The following is a 16,767-nucleotide window of genomic DNA, read 5'->3' on the forward strand; positions in this document are numbered from 1 at the left end:
AGGCCCGCTTTTTCGTCATCACCGCGTCACATCAATTCAGTAACCCCAGCTCGAACCGTCCCGCCGACGTACCGATCAGCAGACCACCGTTCGACAGGTACGACGCCACCACCCCGCCCGAGGCGTCGAGCACGCCCGCCACCGGCTGGTTGTAGGTCAGCACGCCCGAGGCGCCGTCGCGCACGATGGCCGTGGCGTTGAGGTCGGCGCTGACCTGGCTGCCATCGGTACCCATCATGCGGTACCGGCCATCGGCCGCGCCCGCCGTCAGCGGTGCCGTGGGCTGCGAGGCGTACACGTTCATCCCGTAGGCCGTGGCCGAGCGCGTGAGGACCAGCGGCACCGGCTTGCCGTTGACGATGCCGCTGATCAGCGACCCGCTCAGCACGCCGTCGCCGGCGGCGATGGTGCCGCCCACGAAGTAGTCGAACGCGTTGCGCGCCGGGTTCCAGACAATGTAGCCCTTGCTGGTGTTGGCGCAGGCCGCGTCATAGACCATGAAACCGCCCGCCGCCGTTGCCGAGCAGGTCTGCCACGTGGCTGCCGACGAGCGCAGCCGTGCCGAGCCGGTACGCAGTGTCACCGCGCCACCCGCCACCGCCGTCTGCACGCCATTGACGTTGTAGATGTCGGCCACCGCCTTGAAGTCCGACGACACGGTCTGGAAGGCCACCAGCGGCAGGAAGCCAGCGCCCGAGAGCGGCCTCACCCCGCCCGCCAGCACCCCGCCGCCGGTGAAGGTGAAGTTGGCGCCGTTCTCGTCGCTGGCATAAGTGCACCCGCCCTGCGAGACAAGCTGGCCGGTGCGCGTCACGCCGGCGGTCCGTTGCAGGCTGGCATCGATCGTCACGGTGTACTGGAGGGTGGCCGGGTCCACACGCACCGACAGTTCCTCGCCGTTGGTGTTGCCGCCCTTCCACGTGGTGGCCACGGCCGGCAGGTTCAGGCAGGACTGCACGATGCCCGACGCGCCCTCGCAGGTGTAGTTGATGGACGCGTCCTGGCTGCCCGAGCCCTTGTACTTCGGCCATGCCGGGTACTGGCACAGCGGCCGCGTGCGGCCATAGGTGCCGGCGTTGGTGTCCATCACCGTACGCTGGCCCGGCGCCACGCCCATCTCCACCCAGTTCTCGAGTGCGGTCAGGGAGTTCCACGCCGGCAGGAAGCTGCCCGTGCCATGGCCCATGCCCGGCACCGTGTAGAACGTGATGCCCTGGTCCACCGCCGCCTGCCCTACCCGCGCGATCACAGCCTTGTACCAGGCGATGGTCGAATTGGGGCTGATGACCTCGTCAGCCAGCCCGTGCAGCAGGATCAGCCGGCCGCCCTTCGCCAGGAACGCGGACAGGTCCGGGTTGGTGGCATCGGTCAGCGCCGAGACGGTCTGCACGCGCGAGGTCCAGCTACCCGGGCTGGCGGGGTCGAAGGTCAGCGCGTCGAACGTGGCGGCGCGGGTGACGAAGTACTTCACCCATTGGTCGCCGGTGAGGTACATGTTCGAATCCGCCGTGGTGGCCGGATTGCCGGGCACTGGCCGCGTGCCGAGGTCACGCGTGGTGAACGGCCCCGCCACCAGCGCGCCTTCCAGGATGTTGTAGCCGCCGGCCACGGTCACGCCGTTGGCCAGCGGGTAGGTCAGCTGGAGCGGCTGCTCGATGGTCTTGACGGTGGCAATCTGCGCGTCCGAGAGGCAGGTGTCGCCCGTGTCCGTACCGCCGGGGCAGCGCAGGTTGGCCAGTACCTGCATCGCGCCAAGGCGGCAGCCCTCGACATTGCTGACCACCTTGTCGGCCACGCCGTCCAGCGTGTCGCAGGCGGCCAAGGCAGCGGCCTGCACCATCAGCGTCTTGTTGATGTTGAGCCAGCCGGCGCCGCCGTTCAGGTAGAGCGCGCGGCCCACGGCCACGTTGGAGAGGCGCGTGCCGGTGTAGTTGAGCGCCGGCTCGTTGGCGATGACGCCGTCGTAGTCGGCCGGCCAGCGCTGGATGTAGCTCAGCGCATCCCGCCCGCCCGTGGAGGTGCCGAGGAAGTACGCCCGCGTGGGCGCACGGCCATAGCGCTGGCGGATCATCGCCAGGGCCACGTCATGGGTTTTCTTGAGCGTGTCGCCGCCATAGTTGGCGAGTTGCTCGTCGTTGGTGGCGAAGCGCCCATCGGTGATGCTGGTGCTCTGGTGGCCCGAATCGTCGCCCCAGGTGGCGTAGCCGCGCGCCAGCGGCGCCGGGTCGTCCGGCAGCGCGAAGCGTACGGTCTCGGTGCCATCGATCAGCGTGCCGTCGAACCCGCCGCCGCCGAACTGGATGCCCTTGCCGTTCCACTGCGTCGGCAGGTTCACCGCGAAGTTGATGTTGGACGCGGCAGCGTCCACGGGAGCGATGGTGCCGCGCACCTGGCAGTACTCGCCGAGCGTGTTGCCGGTGGCATCGGCGGCAACCAGCGTAGCCGCCTTGACCGTGGCGCCGCCCGAGGCCAGCGTCAGCGCCGAGGCCGGCAGGCTGGCGCCGTTCAGCGCGTTGCAGGCCTCCAGCGCGCTTAACGTCGGCTGGGTCGGCTGGGTCGGCTGGGCCGGCTGGGTCGGGATGTCGGGGTTGTCAGTGCCGGGGGCGCCGGTGCTGGGCGCCCCGCCCGACGCCGTCGGGGCGTCGTCGCCACCGCCGCACGCGGCCATCAATGCAGTGGCCGCACAGGCAGCCGCCAGCAGCGCCAGGCGCCGCCGGACGTTCGATCCGGATGTCATGTTGTGGTCTCCTCCAAGCGCATGCGGTGCTTGTGCCGCATGTTGGAGCGAGACGGTATCACCGGCTTGGTGCTACGTAAAATATATGTCGGATGGCGCATCCATACTTCATGAATATGGATGGATGGACGTCAGTCCTGCGGCGTAGCCTGGAGCCGGGTGATGTCGAAGCCCTTCGCCTCCAGCCGGCGCAGCAGCGCCTGATAGGCGCCGGAATCCACGGTGGGCGTGCGGGAAAGAATCCAGAGGTAGTCCCGGCCCGGCTCGCTGACGGCAGCAAGCGTGTAGCCGGGGTCGAGGTCGATCACCCAGTAGTCGCCCCAGACCCACGGCAGGAAGGACAGCCACGCCGGGGCGAATCGCACCTCCAGCTTCGGCGTGCCGGCCTCCCCCACCGGCCGGGCCACGCCGGTGGCGTCATCGCTCGTCCCATCCGCCTTGCGGCAGCGGTTCACCACGTCGACCCGCCCATCGGACCGCGCCGCGTACTGCGCCGTGGTGTGGCCGGCGCACTGGCGCTGGAAGCGGTTCGGATATTTGGCGATTTCGTACCACGTGCCCATGTAGCGGGCCACGTCGAGCGAGGCGATGGGCGCCAGCGGCGCGGCCGGCTCGGCGCGCGCCGGGATCAGCGCGGCAGTGGTGAGGGCAACGAGGGCAGCAAGCCCGAGCACGACACGCTTCATGGCGGACCTCCGGGGGGGGCGATAGCGGCATTGTCGCGTGCCATCGCCGCCCCCTGCTGTCCGCCGGCAGACGACTTGCGCCTCGGCAAGCGTCCTACGCCGGCAGCCCCACGTAGTTCTCGGCCAGCGCCCGGCAGGCAGCCTCGGAGCCGACCAGATAGTCGAGTTCGGCCTGCTGGATGCGGTGCGCGAACGCATCGGCATCGGGGAAGCGGTGCAGCAGCGCCGTCATCCACCACGAGAACCGCTCCGCCTTCCACACGCGCCGCAGGCATTTCGCGGAATAGGCGTCGAGTTCGGCCGGATCGCCGTGCTGGTACTGGGCGATCAGCCCGTCGGCGAGGTACAGCACGTCGCTGGCGGCCAGGTTCAGCCCCTTGGCGCCGGTGGGCGGCACGATATGCGCGGCATCGCCCGCCAGGAACAGGCGCCCAAAGCGCATCGGCTCGCAGACGAAGCTGCGCAGCGGCGCGATGCTTTTCTCGATGCTCGGGCCGGTGACCAGCGCCTGCGCGGCGGCGGGATCGAGCCGGGCGCGCAGTTCGTCCCAGAAGCGCGCATCGGACCAGTTCTCCGCGCGCTCCGTGGCCGGCACCTGCACGTAGTAGCGGCTGCGCGTCTTCGACCGCATGCTGCACAGCGCAAACCCGCGTTCGTGGCTGGCGTAGATCAGTTCGTCGGCCACCGGCGGCGTCTCGGACAGCACGCCGAGCCAGCCGAACGGATAGACCCGCTCGAAGATCCGTGTCGATGCCTCCGGCACGCTGGCCCGGCTCACGCCATGGAAGCCATCGCAGCCGGCCACATAGTCGCAGGCCAGTTCGTGCGCGCTGCCGGCGTGGCGGAAGGTCACGCGGGGCCGGTCCGTATCGAAATCGTGCAGGGAGACCTCGGTGGCCTCGTAGACGATGGGCATGCCAGACGCTGCGCGCGCCGCCATCAGGTCCCGCGTGACCTCGGTCTGGCCATACACGGTGACGTCGCGGCCAATCAGCGCGTGGAAGTCGATGCGGTGGCGCGCGCCCTGGTACGACAGCTCGATGCCATGGTGCCGCAGCCCCTCCGCGCGCAGCCGCTGGTCCACGCCGGCGCGCGTGAGCGCATCCACGGTCACCGATTCGAGGATGCCGGCGCGGATGCGCCCCAGCACGTGTTCGGCGCTGCGCTGCTCGATGATGACGTTGTCGATGCCGGCCACGGTAAGCAGTTGCCCGAGCAACAGCCCGGCCGGCCCTGCTCCGATGATCGCCACGCGCGTGGCGCGCGGCATGCCGTTGCCCTGCTGACCCATGGCCTGTCTCCCGATCCGTTTTTTTATGGTGTGCGGCTGACTACCAACTACCGGTCAAGCTCGGCGAAGACCTCCTCCGCCATGTGGAACGCCGAATTCGCCGCCGGCACGCCGCAATAGATCGCGGTCTGCAACAGCACTTCCTTGATCTCGTCGCGCGTGACGCCGTTGTTGGCGGCGGCGCGCAGATGGAGCTTCAGCTCCTCCGAGCGGTTCAGCGCCACCATCATCGCAATCGTGATCAGGCTGCGCGTATGGCGCGGCAGGCCCTCGCGCGTCCAGATCTCGCCCCAGGCGTAGCGCGTGATCAGGTTCTGGAATTCCTCGGTCAGCGGCGAGATCCGTTGCAGCGAGCGGTCCACGTGGGCGCTGCCCAGCACGTCGCGCCGCACCGATAGCCCGGCCTCATAGCGCGCGGCGTCGTCGGTCACCGGGCGGCGGCCGAGGATGAAGTCGAGCAGCGCGGCAGTGAAGCGGCCCGGCTGCTCGCGGTTGGACAGGTGCGCGGCGTGCAGTTCGACATAGATCGCCCCGGGGATGGCGGCGGCGAGTTCGCGGCCCTGCGCCGCCGTGGTCGATGGATCGTCGCTGCCCGCAATCACCAGCACCGGCACGGGGATGGTCTTCACGGCCTCGCGCAGGTCCGCGTCGCGCACGGCGCCGCAGCTACCGGCGTAGCCACGCGGGTCGAGGCCAGCGAGCACCGCGCGCAGGTCATCGAGCGCATGGCCGGCGGTGGCGAGGAAGCCCGGCGTGAACCAGCGTTGCAGCGAGGCATCAGTCAGCGGCGCCATGCCGTCGCGCAGCACCATGTCGATGCGGCTGTTCCAGGCGTCTGCCGTGCCGATCTTGGCCGCCGTGTTGGCCAGCACGATGCGGCTGAAGCGCTCCGGCGCATGCGCGCCCAGCCACATGCCGGTAAGGCCGCCCATCGACAGGCCGCAGAACACGGCCCGCCCGATCTGCAGGGCGTCGAGGATGGCCACCACGTCGCGGCCCAGCACGTCCACCGTGATGGCGCCCTCGGGCGCGGTGGAGCGGCCGTGGCCGCGCACGTCGTAGCGCACCACCCGGAAGCGGCCCGCCAGCGCGGCGGCCTGCGGCTGCCACATCGTGTAATCGGTGCCCAGCGAGTTGGAAAAGACGATGGCGGGCGCGGTGTCCGGGCCATCGACGGTGTAGAACAGCCGGGCGCCGGCGTGGTCGAGATAGGGCAACGTGGTCTCCTTGTCGGTATAGGGTCAGGCGGCGCGCAGGGCCTGCCAGGCGGCCACGGCGGCATCGGCGAAGGCGGCGGACTGCCCGGCGTAGTGCGCCGGGTCGCTGAGGCGGTCCAGTTCGGCGTCATCCAACAGCGTGGCGTGCGCGGGATTGGCGGCGAGCGTGGCGGCCAGCGCCACGCGCAGCGTCTCGCCCTGCTCCACGGCGCGGCGCGAGGCCGCGTCCACCACGTGGTGCGCCTCCAGCCGGCCGATGCGGCCGCCGAGGGCCAGCATCGCAGCCTCGCCCAGGATCAGGCCGTGCGTCAGGTCGAGATTGGCGCGCATGCGGGCGGCATCCACTTCCAGGCCCGCCGCCACGTCGCCCAGTTGGCGCAGCGCGCCGGCCGCGAGCGTGACGATTTGCGGCAGCGTGTCCCACTCGGCCTGCCAGCCGCCCAGCGCGCGCTCATGCTCCTGCACCATGCCGGCGAGCATCGTCGCCACCAGCGGCGGCACGCGCACGGCCACGGTCAGCACCGCCGCGCAGCCCACCGGGTTGCGCTTGTGCGGCATCGTGCTGGAGCCGCCCCGGCCCGGGCCCGATGGCTCGGCCACCTCGCCCACTTCGGTCTGCATCATCAGGGACAGATCGCGCGCCATCTTGCCGAGCGTGCCGGTGAGCAGGCCCAAAGCCGTCGCCACCGCCACCAGCCGGTCACGATGCGCGTGCCACGGCAGCGCGGGCAGGTCCAGGCCCAGCTCGCGGGCGAACTGCGCGGCCACGGCGGGCGCCTTGTCGCCCAGGCTGGCCAGCGTGCCGGCGGCACCGCCGAATTGCAGCACGCGCGCCTGATCGGCGGACTGGCGCAGGCGGATCACGTCGCGGCGCAGCGCATCGAGCCAGCCGCCAGCCTTCAGGCCGAAGGTGGTGGGCAGCGCGTGCTGGAGCCAGGTGCGCGCCACCATCGGCGTGGTCCGGTGGGCGGTGGCCAGCGTCGCGCAGGCATCGCCCAGGCGCAGCAGGTCGATGTCGATGGCCTGCAGGGCATCGGCCAGTTGCAGCATGGCGCCGGTGTCGATGATGTCCTGGCTGGTCGCGCCCCAATGGACGTAGCGGCCAGCCTCGGCATCGCGCCGCGCCACGGCGGCGGTCAACTGCTTTACGAACGGGATGGCGAGGTTGCCGGCGGCGACGGCGGACTGCGCGAGGGCATCAAGGTCGATCACGCCGACATCGGCACAGACTTCGGTGATGACGGCAGCGGCCTGCGCGGGAATCACGCCGCAGTGCGCCTCGGCGCGCGCGAGGGCCGCCTCGGCATCGAGCATGCGCCGCACGGTGCCGGTATCGGAAAAGATCGCGAGCACTGCGGGACTGCCGAACATCGGATCGGTCAGGCGGGAAATTGAGGGCATCGTCGGCGGGGGCGGACCGGTAGGAATGCTCCGATTGTGCGGCAAAACGCCTCGCGGAGGGCGAGGCGTGCCGGGGTCAGATATCGAAGAACACAGTTTCGTCCGCGCCCTGCAGCACCACGTTCCAGCGGTAGCTGCCGGGCGCCGTGGCCTCGGCAACCAGCGTGGCGCGGCGCGCGGGCGGCACCAGGCCGAGCACGCTGTCGGCGGCGTTGGCGGCGGCTTCATCGCCGAAGTACAGCCGCGTGGCCACGTGCTTGACCAGCCCGCGTGTGAACACGGACACCATGATGTGCGGCGCCTGCAGGCCACCGGCGAGATCCGGCACCGGGCCGGGCTTCACCGTGACGAAGCGGAAGTCGCCATCCGGGCCGGTCGGCACGCGGCCGAAGCCGGTGAAGCCGGGCACCAGCGGCGCGTCGCCGGTGTCTTCCTCATGCCGATAGCGGCCGGCGGGGTTGGCCTGCCAGATCTCGACCATGCCGTCCGGCACGGGCTCGCCGCGGCCATCGATCACACGGCCCTCGATCACGATGCGCTGCCCGGCCAGGTCGGGGGCATCGGCGGTCAGGTCGGCGCAGTCCAGCGCGGCAAGGCCGATATGGAGGTACGGCCCAACGGTTTGGGAGGCGGTAGCGTAGAGCATGGCCTTACTCCATCGGCGTGGCATCGCGGCCACGCAGCACGATATCGAATTGGTAGCCGAGCGCGTATTCGGGCGAGGTGGTCGCCCAGTCGAACGTGGCGATCAGGCGGTCGCGCGCCTTGGCATCGGGCACGCAGTTGAAGATCGGGTCGAACGCGAGCAGCGGGTCGCCGGGGAAATACATCTGCGTGACCAGGCGCGTGGCGTAGGCATTGCCGAACAGCGAAAAGTGAATGTGCTGCGGACGCCACGCGTTGTGATGATTGCGCCAAGGGTAGGCACCCGGCTTGATCGTCTTGAACTGGTAGCGGCCCTGCGCATCGGTCAGGGTGCGGCCATCGCCCGTGAAATTGGGGTCGAGCGGCGCGTCGTGCTGGTCGCGCTTGTGCACATAGCGGCCGGCGGCGTTGGCCTGCCAGATCTCGATCAGCGCGTGCGGCACCGGGCGGCCGTTCTCGTCGAGCACGCGGCCCGTCACGAGAATCCGCTCGCCGATCGGCTCGCCGCCATGGCCGGCGGTCAGGTCGTTGTCACCGTCACGGACGAATTCGGGGCCGAAAGTCGGGCCAGTCAGCTCGGAAATCGATTGCGGCAGCGCGATCAGCGGCTGGGACGGCGCGCGCAGTTGCGTGGACCCATAGGGGTCGAAGCGGTACGGGGGCTGGGTGTCCCAGTACGGGCGACGGTAGGGACCGGGGCGTGGGGGCATCGCGCTGTCTCCGTTTTGGTGTGTGGGGCGAGACTTAGACTGTAAGCACCGCCGGAAGTCATGTAAATTGAGTTTTCGCGTAATTTGGATGACTTTTAGTTATGGATGTATCGGATCCGTCGCCCGATCTGTTCCGCACCCGTATCCGGCTGCGGCACCTGCACTGCTTCGTCACCGTGGCGCAGACCCAGCACCTGGGCCGGGCCGGTGCGCGGCTGGGCCTGACCCAGCCGGCGGTGTCCAAGACGCTGACCGAACTCGAGGAACTGGTAGGCGCCCGGCTGCTGGTGCGCCAGCGCGCCGGCACGGACCTGACGGCGGCGGGCATGCGCTTCCTGCGCCATGCGCTGCGCATCATCGAGGACGTGGACGCGGCGGCGGACAGCCTGGCCGGCGCTGATGCCCCGCGCCACGAACGCATCCGGCTGGGCGCGCTGCCGAGCATCGTGCCGGCGCTGCTGCTCGACGCCGTCGCGCAATTCCGCACCGCGCACCCCGAGGTGGCGCTGGCCGTGCAGACCGGCATGAACCGCACGCTGATCGACCTGCTCAAGGCCGACGTGCTCGACCTCGTCATCGGCCGCATGGACGACCCCGCCGCGATGGAAGGCCTCTGGTTCGAATCGCTCGGCCCGGAGCCGCTGGTGCTGGCCGTGCGCGCGGGCCATCCGCTCGCCGACAACGCGCGCCCGACCCTGCGCGAGGTGCTGGCGTGGCCGCTGGTGATTCCCGCCGTCGGCTCGATCCCGCGCCACAGTACCGAGAGCCTGCTGGCACGCCACGGCCACACCCTGCCCGAAGGCTGCGTGGAAACCGCCGACGCCTACCTCGGCCGCCTGCTCACGCAGCAGAGCGACACCGTCTGGGCCGCCCCCCTCTCCGCCACCCGCCGCGCCGTCGCCGCCGGCGAAATGGTCCTCCTGCCCGTGGACACCCAAGGCACCGAAGAACCCATCGGCCTCCTCCGCCGCAGCGACCGGACACTGGAACCGGTGGCGGAGGCATTTGTGGCGGGGATTCGGGGGATTGCGGCGGGGCGGTGAGGGGGGCGTTGCAGGCGAGTTTGTCGCCGCTGGACAACGGACTGCATCAGGATTTGCACGCTTCGTAACAGATCCGCGCGCGTTTGGCCAAATGGGCGCGAAGGCGAACTGATTTAATCGAACATCGGGCCATCACTGAAAGACGCGAGACAACGCATGACTCGAATGCACAATCCTCCCCACCCGGGCTCGGTGCTCGCCGAATGGCTGGACGGCCTGGATTCCATGACCATCTCCGCCTTCGCCCGCCATATCGGGGTGACGCGCGCCACGCTGTCGCGCATCGTGAATGGCCATGCGGCCATTACGCCTGATATCTCGATCCGGCTGGAAGAGGCACTGGGCGCGAGCCGAGAGATGTGGAGCGGCATGCAGACGACCTATGACCTGTGGCAGGCCGCGCAGAAGCCCCGCAAGCGCATTCCCCGCATTGCGGGTGCCGAGGGCCAGTCGGTTTGAACTTTGCCCAATCCCCCCGACTCTCACCGTGAAACAAACCCCTGGGAGGCATGGCCATGCGACTGCAAGGCAGGACGGCGGGAGACGGCGCCACGCCCGGGCAGGAGGCTCATGCCGAGCCCCACGCCGTGCCGCACGTGGTGGCCCACACCCGCCCCGCGGCGGCCGATGCTGGCGCGCGGCAAGCCAGTTGCGCCGACACGCCTCGCCCCGCGCATTGCCACGCGCTGGCGCCATCGGTCACCCACCTCCCCTGCCCCGGTCCGCGCACGCTCCATGGCTGCGCGGCGGCCGATGCGGTGTCGCCGGCTGAGCGCTACGCCGAACTGTTCGTCGATGTGCAGGCCAGCGGCCTGTTCGCCGACAGCAAGACCTTTCCCGATTGCGTGCCGCTGGTGGCGCCAGAGGTCATCCTGGAGCGCTATCGCGCGCAACGCGAGTCGGCGGATTTCTCGCTCGCAGCATTCGTGCAGGCGCACTTCGCGCGCGAATCGATTCCGGACGAGCACTACGTCTCCAACCCCGACCATTCCCTGCGCGACCATATCGACGGCCTGTGGCCGGTGCTGACGCGCGAGCCCGCCGAGCATCCGTCGCTCTGCTCGCTGCTGCCGCTGCCGCGCCCCTACGTGGTGCCGGGCGGGCGCTTCCGCGAACTCTATTACTGGGATTCGTATTTCACGATGCTCGGGCTGGCGGCCAGCGGCCGGCATGACCTGCTGCGCGCGATGGCGGACAACTTCGCCTACCTGATCGACACCTACGGGCTGGTGCCCAACGGCACGCGCACGTATTACCTCACCCGCTCGCAGCCGCCCGTGTTCTCCCTGATGACCACGCTGTTCGAGGACCATGCCGTCGAAGCGGCGCACGCCTACCTGCCGCAGTTGAAGCTGGAATATGCGTTCTGGATGGACGGCGCGGCGCATCTGCGGCCCGGCGCGGCCCACCGGCGCGTGGTGCGGCTGCCTGACGGCGCGGTGCTGAACCGCTATTGGGACGACCGCGCCCATCCGCGCGAGGAGGCCTACCTCGAGGACGTGGAGACGGCGCGGCGCAGCGGCCGGCCCCACCATATCGTGTACCGCGACCTGCGTGCGGCGGCCGAGTCAGGCTGGGACTTCAGTTCGCGATGGTGCGACGGCCAGCCCGATGCGATCACCGGGTTCTCCCAGGCGCCGGCGAGCGACCTCGCCACCATCCGCACCACCTGCATCCTGCCCATCGACCTCAACGCCCTGCTCTGGCATGCCGAAATCCGCCTGGCCGCGCTGTGCAACGCCACCGGCGAACCCGATTCCGCCAGGCAATATGCGGAAGCTGCCGAGCGGCGGCGCCACGCCATCTTCGCCACCATGTGGGACGAGGACGCCGGCGCGTTCTTCGATTTCGACTGGCAGCGCGGCAAGCGGCGCGAACTGTTGACGGCGGCTACGCTGATGCCGCTCTACCTGCGGATGGCCACGCCCGCGCAGGCCGCGCGCGTGGCCGACGTGGCGGGCGCCCGGCTGCTCGAGGCAGGCGGCCTGGCTACGACCGAGCGGGACTCCGGCCAGCAGTGGGACCAGCCCAACGGCTGGGCCCCGTTGCAGTGGATCGCCATCCACGGGCTGCGGCGCTACGGCTGCGAGGCGCTGGCCGACGAGATCGCGCACCGCTGGCTCGCCACGGTGGGCAGCCTCTACACCCACGAGTACAAGCTAGTCGAGAAATATCGGCTGGAGCCGCGCATGGACGGCGCAGAGGGCGGCGGCGGCGGCGAATATCCGCTCCAGGACGGCTTCGGCTGGACCAACGGCGTGGTAAGCGCGCTGCTCATGGAATACCCCCACCATCCCGCAACGCACAGCGCGGCCGGCCGGCGCGACGCCAACGGGTAACCGCGCCCATCACCCTAACGAGTGATGCCACGCGTGCAGCGGGGCTGGCGGCGCCTTTCGGTGCGCATCATGGAATTTCGTTCTTTTGTTCAGAATCTCGCAGTGCAGCAGCCGAATTTGCGAGCTTTGTCCTCGTTTCCCGCAATAACTCAGCTGAGTTATTGGCGGGCGTAGCAGCGCAGGTCACACTTGCCCCAGGGTCACTCGACACGACCCCAAACGACTTGGCAACTCTTACTACCCCGACGATCCCGCGCGTCGGGGTATTTCTTTGTGGGACCGCTTTTTTGTGCGCGCAGGTTTTGCCACGCGCCCCGCTCCCCCCGCCACGCCCCGCCACGCCCCGCCACGCCCCAGCGCGATCCGTCCCCCCACCGCACGCCGACCTTTCTTGCGCTGCATCAAGTGGCCGCAACAACTGGACACGTTTTGACCCTCCTTTTCACGGCACCGGGGCGACGCGCATGACGACGAGGACTTCGCCCGGTATCAGTGACGCATAGCCGCCAGAACGTCCGCGACTTCGCCAGTACGGGAGTGAGGATCCTGAATCCGTTCTCGGGCCATCGTCCGGCAAGCGCGCATGCCGCTTCGCTTCCGTCATCCAGCATTCCGGGGCGGCAGTACACCGACAATGTGCGATGGATCGATGGCGTGAAGCATGATCCATGACTCCCCCTGGCCACCAAGCCGTGATGCCCCAAGCGCACATCCATGACGGTGCGGTGGCCCACCCCGAGAAGCCGACCGGGCGGGCTACACTGGCGGCTGCCATTTGTTGAGCATTCATTCCGTCCAGTACAGCCGTGTCCAAACCCCTTTCTACCCTTCCTGCCCTGCCCGTCCTGACCGATTTCCGCGCCGACCCTGCGCCCACGCACGACCGGCCTAGGCCGGATCGCCTTGTCGAGGGCAACCCGGATCGCACCACGTGGACGCACTACAGCGCCGCGGCGGGCGATTTCGATTGTGGGATCTGGGCGTGCGAGCCCGGCGCGTGGCGTATTGCGTTTCCGGCTGGCAAGGAGGAGTTTTTCCACGTCATCAGCGGCCGGCTGCGGATCACCGACCATGCCGGCGTGACGCGCGAGTTCGGGCCCGGGGATGCCTGCGTGATCCCGGCTGGTTTCGAAGGGGTATTTGAAGTGATCGAGCCCGTGCGCAAGCACTTCGTCGTCCTGGAACGCAACGCGGGCTGACCACGCCCGGAGGAGGTCTGGCCATGCTTCCACGCCGTATCCTGCTGGGTGCCGTGCTCGGCGTGCTGACAGGCGCGGGGCACGCCGCCAGCCCCAGCTTCGACTGCAAGCGGGCCGAAGGCCAGATCGAGCAGATGATCTGCAAGGACGATACGCTGGCGAAGCTCGACAAGGAAACGACGCGCCTGTACGGGCTGGCGCTCGACGCGCGCTCCATGAGCACGAGCCGCAAGAAGACGTTGCTGGCCGAGCAGCGCGGCTGGATCAAGGGTCGCAACGACTGCTGGAAGGCGAGCGACGCACGCGCGTGCACCACCGCCGAATACATCGATCGGATTCACTTGCTGCGGCAGAACTTCGCCGGCCCGCGCACGCAGGACGCCAAGGGCATCACCCGGGGGCCGTTCTCGGTGCGCTGCCCGGGGGCCGACGCGCTGATCCTGGCCACCTTCGTGCAGACCGAACCCGGCTACGCCTACCTGACGTGGCTGGACAAGAAGCTGCTGTTGTCGCAGACGCGCGCGGCGTCGGGTGCCCGCTATGCGGCCACGACCGACGCCGGCGAGGCGATGTTCTGGGACAAGGGCCCCGAGGCCCAGTTTGAGCTACCGGGCAAGCCCGCCATGACCTGTCGCGTGGAGGCCCCGGAATAAGATCCCGGGGCGGTCCGAGTCAGTGCGCGCGATGGGCGTCGACGTCCAGCGCCACCTCGGCGGCATCGCCGGTCTTGCCCTTGTAGTACAGGTGCACGCCGATGGCCAGCGAGTCATGGCGAATCTCGTGCATGGCGCGCCAGGCTTCGGTCGGGTCCTTGAAGACGAGGTAGTGCGCTTCCTGATCCACCAGCTCCGCCACGCGGTGCAGGCCGTGGCCGTGCAGCGCGTTGACCAGGTGGCCGAGGCTGCGGTGCGTGCGCGCATCGGTGCGCGGATAGAGCATGTGCAGCACCGCCACTTGCTGCGAAGCCATCAGCGCGGAGAACGCGACAACGATGTCCTGGTGTTGAATGGCAGTGACCGAGTCCCCCACGGCCGCGCCGGTTTCGCGTTGGGCGGGCAGAATGGCTTCGAGCGTCAGGTTCATGGCGGTACCTCCTTGTTGTAACCGAAAGAACTGTCCCACGAAGATTAGGTGGTGATTGCTGCAATGCAATGGGCGGGATGGGCAACAGACTGTTCCAGCCAATGCGTCTAATCGCTGCGATAGTCGCGCGTTAACCCGCCATAAGCTTTCAATTCCCTTGCAACGCGCCCTGTCGTTGACGCCCCGTTCCGGTCATTCGCGAAGCGGATCCGTCGATTCGGCGCCTCGCCCTGGCATCCCACCCGCCGGCGGCGTAATTTGTCCTCATCAACCCTTTCCGATGAGGTTCCCGATGCGACACGACGCGATGCACCGCCCGACCAACCCCGCCGACGAGAACGCCATGGCGTACTGGCGCGCCCACCGCATGGTCCGGGCGCTGCGCGGCTGGTATCTGCACCTGCTGATCTACCTCGCCGTGAACGGATGGCTCTGGTTCCGCTTCCTGTTCATGCCGTCGCCCAGCTGGGCGCACCGCTCGCTTGAGGCCGGCTGGCCGTGGCCGCTCACCACCACGCTGGCCTGGGGGCTGGGGCTGACGATCCATGGCCTGCTGGTCTGGTGGCGCGTCTCGCAACGTGGGCGCGACTGGGAGTCCCGCAAGATCGACCAGTTCATGAACCGCGACTAAACCTCCCCTCGCCCGCTACATCTGGCGGAAGCGGTGCACGTAGGCGCGCGAGACCGGCAGTTCGGTCTCGCTTTTGGTTTCCCGATTCTGGAGGCGCACGAACAGCCGCCCGCTGTCATCCCGCCGCGTGCCGGCCACGTATTCCATATTGACGATGGTCGAGCGATGCACCTGCCAGAAGGTGTCCGGGTCGAGCCCTTCCATCAGCTCGGCCAGCGGCGTGCGGATCAGGTGCTCGCCGTCGCGCGTATGCACCACCACGTATTTGTCGTCGGCCTGGAAGTACAGCACGTCCTGGATCGGCACGTGGCTGGTGGTGTTGCCCCGGCTCGCCCGCACCCAGCGCAGCGGCGCCGCGCCGGCCTCCGGGCGGGCCGGGCCGCGCGTGAGCTGGCTCAGCAACTGCGCCAGCTCCGGCAGCGGCGCCGCCTCCTGGAAGGCCTTGCGCAGCCGCTCCACGGACCGCGCCAGACGTTCGTCCGTCACCGGCTTGACGAGATAGTCCACGGCCTCGCGCTCGAAGGCGTCCAGCGCGTACTGGTCGAAGGCGGTGACGAAGACCACCCGCGTATCGGTCTCGATGCCCTGCGCCACCTCCAGCCCGGACAGCCCCGGCATCTTGATATCGAGAAAGGCCACCGCCGGCGCCAGTTGTGCGATGGCCTGCGCGGCCTCCACGCCATTGGCCGCCTCCCCCACGATGCGCAACTCGGGCCACAGCCGCTCCAGCTTGCCGCGCAGATGCGTGCGCAGGTGCTCCTCGTCATCGGCAATCAAGGCGGTGGGCATCCGGGTCATGGGGTCTCTCCGTTGCGGAAGGGGGCGGACAGCGGAATGTCGATGTGGACGGCCGTGCCGGGCGAGCGCTCCTCGATGCGCACCTGAGCCTCGCCGTCGTAGAGCACGGCCAGCCGGTCGCGCAGGTTGGACAGCCCCACGCCGGCGCTGGCCGATGGGCGGAAGCCCATGCCGTCATCCTCGATCGAAGCCAGCATGCGCCCGCCGCGCCGCGTCAGCCGCACGGTCAGGTGCCCGCCCTCGATCTTCGGTTCCAGCCCGTGCCGGATCGCGTTCTCCACCACCGGCTGCAGCAGCATCGGCGCCAGCGGCACCTCGTTCAGCGCCGGGTCCACGTCGATACGATACTGGAGCCGCTCGCCCATGCGGATCTTGATCAGGGCGAGGTAGTCGCGCAGCAGCGTGGCCTCCTGCGCCACCGTGCCCTGCGTAGCCCGGCTCGCGGCCAGCGACGCGCGGAGGTAGGCGATGAAGTGTTCGAGCATCAGCGTGGCTTTGCGCGGCGCCGGCTCGATCAGGCTCACCACGTTGGCCAGCGTGTTGAACAGGAAATGCGGCTCGATCTGGGCCTGCAGCAGCCGCATCTGCGCCTCCACCAGCTGCTTCTCGGTGGAGATCGTGCGCACCTGCTCGCGCGCCATGTACTCGGCGATCTTGCGCTCCTCCCAGCGGCGCCCGAGCAGGCCCACGCGGCTCCAGACCAGCACGCCATGGGCGGTCAGCCCCAGTCCCCAGCCCAGCAGCGGCGCGCCGGACCAGGGCCGGTGCGAGGCGCCGAACACGTTCCAGAGCACGAGGATGGTGTTGACCACCACGTAGAGCGTCAGGTGGATATAGAAGCCGCGCAGCGCGCGCACGTTGCGGCGGGCTTCCTCATAGGCGCGTTGGTCGGCGGCGGACCGCCACATCTGCGGATCGGAATGGCGCACGGTGGGGGGCTTTGTGGCGGATCGGGAACGCTGGGAGGTTACCACCGGCGCCACCCGT

Annotated in this window: 16 protein-coding genes; 6 read left to right on the forward strand and 10 right to left on the reverse strand. The window is 69.1% G+C overall.

Features of this window, described 5'->3' with window-relative positions; translation table 11 throughout:
• Positions 1 to 31: 31 nt before the first annotated feature.
• From AC1DP9_RS12615 to pcaH, 7 genes are all read right to left on the reverse strand, one after another.
• Positions 32 to 2,737 (reverse strand): tannase/feruloyl esterase family alpha/beta hydrolase, encoded by a 2,706-nt coding sequence (locus AC1DP9_RS12615; RefSeq protein ID WP_477107528.1) that lies wholly within the window; start codon positions 2,735 to 2,737, stop codon positions 32 to 34.
• 131 nt (positions 2,738 to 2,868) lie between these two features.
• Positions 2,869 to 3,423 carry a lipocalin family protein gene (locus AC1DP9_RS12620; RefSeq protein WP_477107529.1) on the reverse strand — a complete coding sequence of 185 codons (555 nt, stop codon included), beginning with the start codon at positions 3,421 to 3,423 and terminating at the stop codon, positions 2,869 to 2,871.
• A 94-nt stretch (positions 3,424 to 3,517) separates the two neighbouring features.
• Positions 3,518 to 4,714 carry a 4-hydroxybenzoate 3-monooxygenase gene (pobA, locus tag AC1DP9_RS12625; RefSeq protein ID WP_441592542.1) on the reverse strand — a complete coding sequence of 399 codons (1,197 nt, stop codon included), beginning with the start codon at positions 4,712 to 4,714 and terminating at the stop codon, positions 3,518 to 3,520.
• A 47-nt stretch (positions 4,715 to 4,761) separates the two neighbouring features.
• The gene (gene pcaDC, locus AC1DP9_RS12630; protein ID WP_477107530.1) at positions 4,762 to 5,931 is read right to left on the reverse strand and encodes a bifunctional 3-oxoadipate enol-lactonase/4-carboxymuconolactone decarboxylase PcaDC; all 1,170 of its coding nucleotides are present in this window, start codon (positions 5,929 to 5,931) and stop codon (positions 4,762 to 4,764) included.
• 24 nt (positions 5,932 to 5,955) lie between these two features.
• Entirely contained in the window at positions 5,956 to 7,332 is a 1,377-nt protein-coding gene (locus AC1DP9_RS12635; protein ID WP_477107531.1) for a 3-carboxy-cis,cis-muconate cycloisomerase, read from the reverse strand.
• A gap of 76 nt (positions 7,333 to 7,408) precedes the next feature.
• Positions 7,409 to 7,978: a protocatechuate 3,4-dioxygenase subunit alpha gene (gene pcaG, locus AC1DP9_RS12640; RefSeq protein WP_477107532.1), complete on the reverse strand. Its 570-nt coding sequence runs from the start codon at positions 7,976 to 7,978 to the stop codon at positions 7,409 to 7,411.
• Positions 7,979 to 7,982: 4 nt separating this feature from the next.
• Positions 7,983 to 8,687, reverse strand: a complete 705-nt coding sequence (pcaH, locus tag AC1DP9_RS12645; RefSeq protein ID WP_092301461.1) for a protocatechuate 3,4-dioxygenase subunit beta — start codon at positions 8,685 to 8,687, stop codon at positions 7,983 to 7,985.
• Positions 8,688 to 8,788: 101 nt separating this feature from the next.
• On the opposite strand from pcaH, the gene AC1DP9_RS12650 reads away from it, so the two are divergent.
• The 5 genes from AC1DP9_RS12650 to AC1DP9_RS12670 all read left to right on the forward strand — a co-directional run bounded on the left by AC1DP9_RS12650 (position 8,789) and on the right by AC1DP9_RS12670 (position 13,921).
• Positions 8,789 to 9,730, forward strand: coding sequence for a LysR substrate-binding domain-containing protein (locus AC1DP9_RS12650; protein WP_477107533.1), 942 nt, complete (start codon positions 8,789 to 8,791; stop codon positions 9,728 to 9,730).
• A 156-nt stretch (positions 9,731 to 9,886) separates the two neighbouring features.
• Positions 9,887 to 10,189: a HigA family addiction module antitoxin gene (locus AC1DP9_RS12655; RefSeq protein WP_477107534.1), complete on the forward strand. Its 303-nt coding sequence runs from the start codon at positions 9,887 to 9,889 to the stop codon at positions 10,187 to 10,189.
• 56 nt (positions 10,190 to 10,245) lie between these two features.
• Positions 10,246 to 12,069 (forward strand): alpha,alpha-trehalase TreF, encoded by a 1,824-nt coding sequence (gene treF, locus AC1DP9_RS12660; RefSeq protein WP_477107535.1) that lies wholly within the window; start codon positions 10,246 to 10,248, stop codon positions 12,067 to 12,069.
• Between the two features lie 806 nt (positions 12,070 to 12,875).
• Positions 12,876 to 13,268, forward strand: a complete 393-nt coding sequence (locus AC1DP9_RS12665) for a cupin domain-containing protein (RefSeq protein ID WP_477107536.1) — start codon at positions 12,876 to 12,878, stop codon at positions 13,266 to 13,268.
• 23 nt (positions 13,269 to 13,291) lie between these two features.
• Positions 13,292 to 13,921, forward strand: coding sequence for an MliC family protein (locus AC1DP9_RS12670; protein ID WP_477107537.1), 630 nt, complete (start codon positions 13,292 to 13,294; stop codon positions 13,919 to 13,921).
• A 19-nt stretch (positions 13,922 to 13,940) separates the two neighbouring features.
• On the opposite strand, the gene AC1DP9_RS12675 is transcribed toward AC1DP9_RS12670, so the two are convergent.
• On the reverse strand, positions 13,941 to 14,351 hold the full coding sequence (locus AC1DP9_RS12675) for a hypothetical protein (protein WP_454757648.1): 411 nt from the start codon (positions 14,349 to 14,351) through the stop codon (positions 13,941 to 13,943).
• A 292-nt stretch (positions 14,352 to 14,643) separates the two neighbouring features.
• Between AC1DP9_RS12675 and AC1DP9_RS12680 the strand changes: the two genes are divergently transcribed.
• Positions 14,644 to 14,982: a 2TM domain-containing protein gene (locus AC1DP9_RS12680; protein WP_477107538.1), complete on the forward strand. Its 339-nt coding sequence runs from the start codon at positions 14,644 to 14,646 to the stop codon at positions 14,980 to 14,982.
• Between the two features lie 15 nt (positions 14,983 to 14,997).
• On the opposite strand, the gene AC1DP9_RS12685 is transcribed toward AC1DP9_RS12680, so the two are convergent.
• Positions 14,998 to 15,771, reverse strand: coding sequence for a LytR/AlgR family response regulator transcription factor (locus AC1DP9_RS12685; RefSeq protein ID WP_092301572.1), 774 nt, complete (start codon positions 15,769 to 15,771; stop codon positions 14,998 to 15,000).
• 5 nt (positions 15,772 to 15,776) lie between these two features.
• Entirely contained in the window at positions 15,777 to 16,688 is a 912-nt protein-coding gene (locus AC1DP9_RS12690; RefSeq protein ID WP_092301478.1) for a sensor histidine kinase, read from the reverse strand.
• Positions 16,689 to 16,767: the final 79 nt, after the last annotated feature.

Source organism: Cupriavidus sp. 01L43, from assembly GCF_056399925.1.

Bases quoted from the DNA above. Each gene is read 5' to 3' on its own strand.
- pobA (WP_441592542.1), bottom strand. From the start codon at position 4,714: ATGGGTCAGCAGGGCAACGGCATGCCGCGCGCCACGCGCGTGGCGATC.
- AC1DP9_RS12620 (WP_477107529.1), bottom strand. From the start codon at position 3,423: ATGAAGCGTGTCGTGCTCGGGCTTGCTGCCCTCGTTGCCCTCACCACT.
- AC1DP9_RS12655 (WP_477107534.1), top strand. From the start codon at position 9,887: ATGACTCGAATGCACAATCCTCCCCACCCGGGCTCGGTGCTCGCCGAA.
- pcaH (WP_092301461.1), bottom strand. From the start codon at position 8,687: ATGCCCCCACGCCCCGGTCCCTACCGTCGCCCGTACTGGGACACCCAG.
- pcaG (WP_477107532.1), bottom strand. From the start codon at position 7,978: ATGCTCTACGCTACCGCCTCCCAAACCGTTGGGCCGTACCTCCATATC.
- AC1DP9_RS12680 (WP_477107538.1), top strand. From the start codon at position 14,644: ATGCGACACGACGCGATGCACCGCCCGACCAACCCCGCCGACGAGAAC.
- AC1DP9_RS12675 (WP_454757648.1), bottom strand. From the start codon at position 14,351: ATGAACCTGACGCTCGAAGCCATTCTGCCCGCCCAACGCGAAACCGGC.
- AC1DP9_RS12650 (WP_477107533.1), top strand. From the start codon at position 8,789: ATGGATGTATCGGATCCGTCGCCCGATCTGTTCCGCACCCGTATCCGG.
- treF (WP_477107535.1), top strand. From the start codon at position 10,246: ATGCGACTGCAAGGCAGGACGGCGGGAGACGGCGCCACGCCCGGGCAG.
- AC1DP9_RS12670 (WP_477107537.1), top strand. From the start codon at position 13,292: ATGCTTCCACGCCGTATCCTGCTGGGTGCCGTGCTCGGCGTGCTGACA.
- AC1DP9_RS12635 (WP_477107531.1), bottom strand. From the start codon at position 7,332: ATGCCCTCAATTTCCCGCCTGACCGATCCGATGTTCGGCAGTCCCGCA.
- AC1DP9_RS12690 (WP_092301478.1), bottom strand. From the start codon at position 16,688: ATGTGGCGGTCCGCCGCCGACCAACGCGCCTATGAGGAAGCCCGCCGC.
- AC1DP9_RS12615 (WP_477107528.1), bottom strand. From the start codon at position 2,737: ATGACATCCGGATCGAACGTCCGGCGGCGCCTGGCGCTGCTGGCGGCT.
- AC1DP9_RS12685 (WP_092301572.1), bottom strand. From the start codon at position 15,771: ATGCCCACCGCCTTGATTGCCGATGACGAGGAGCACCTGCGCACGCAT.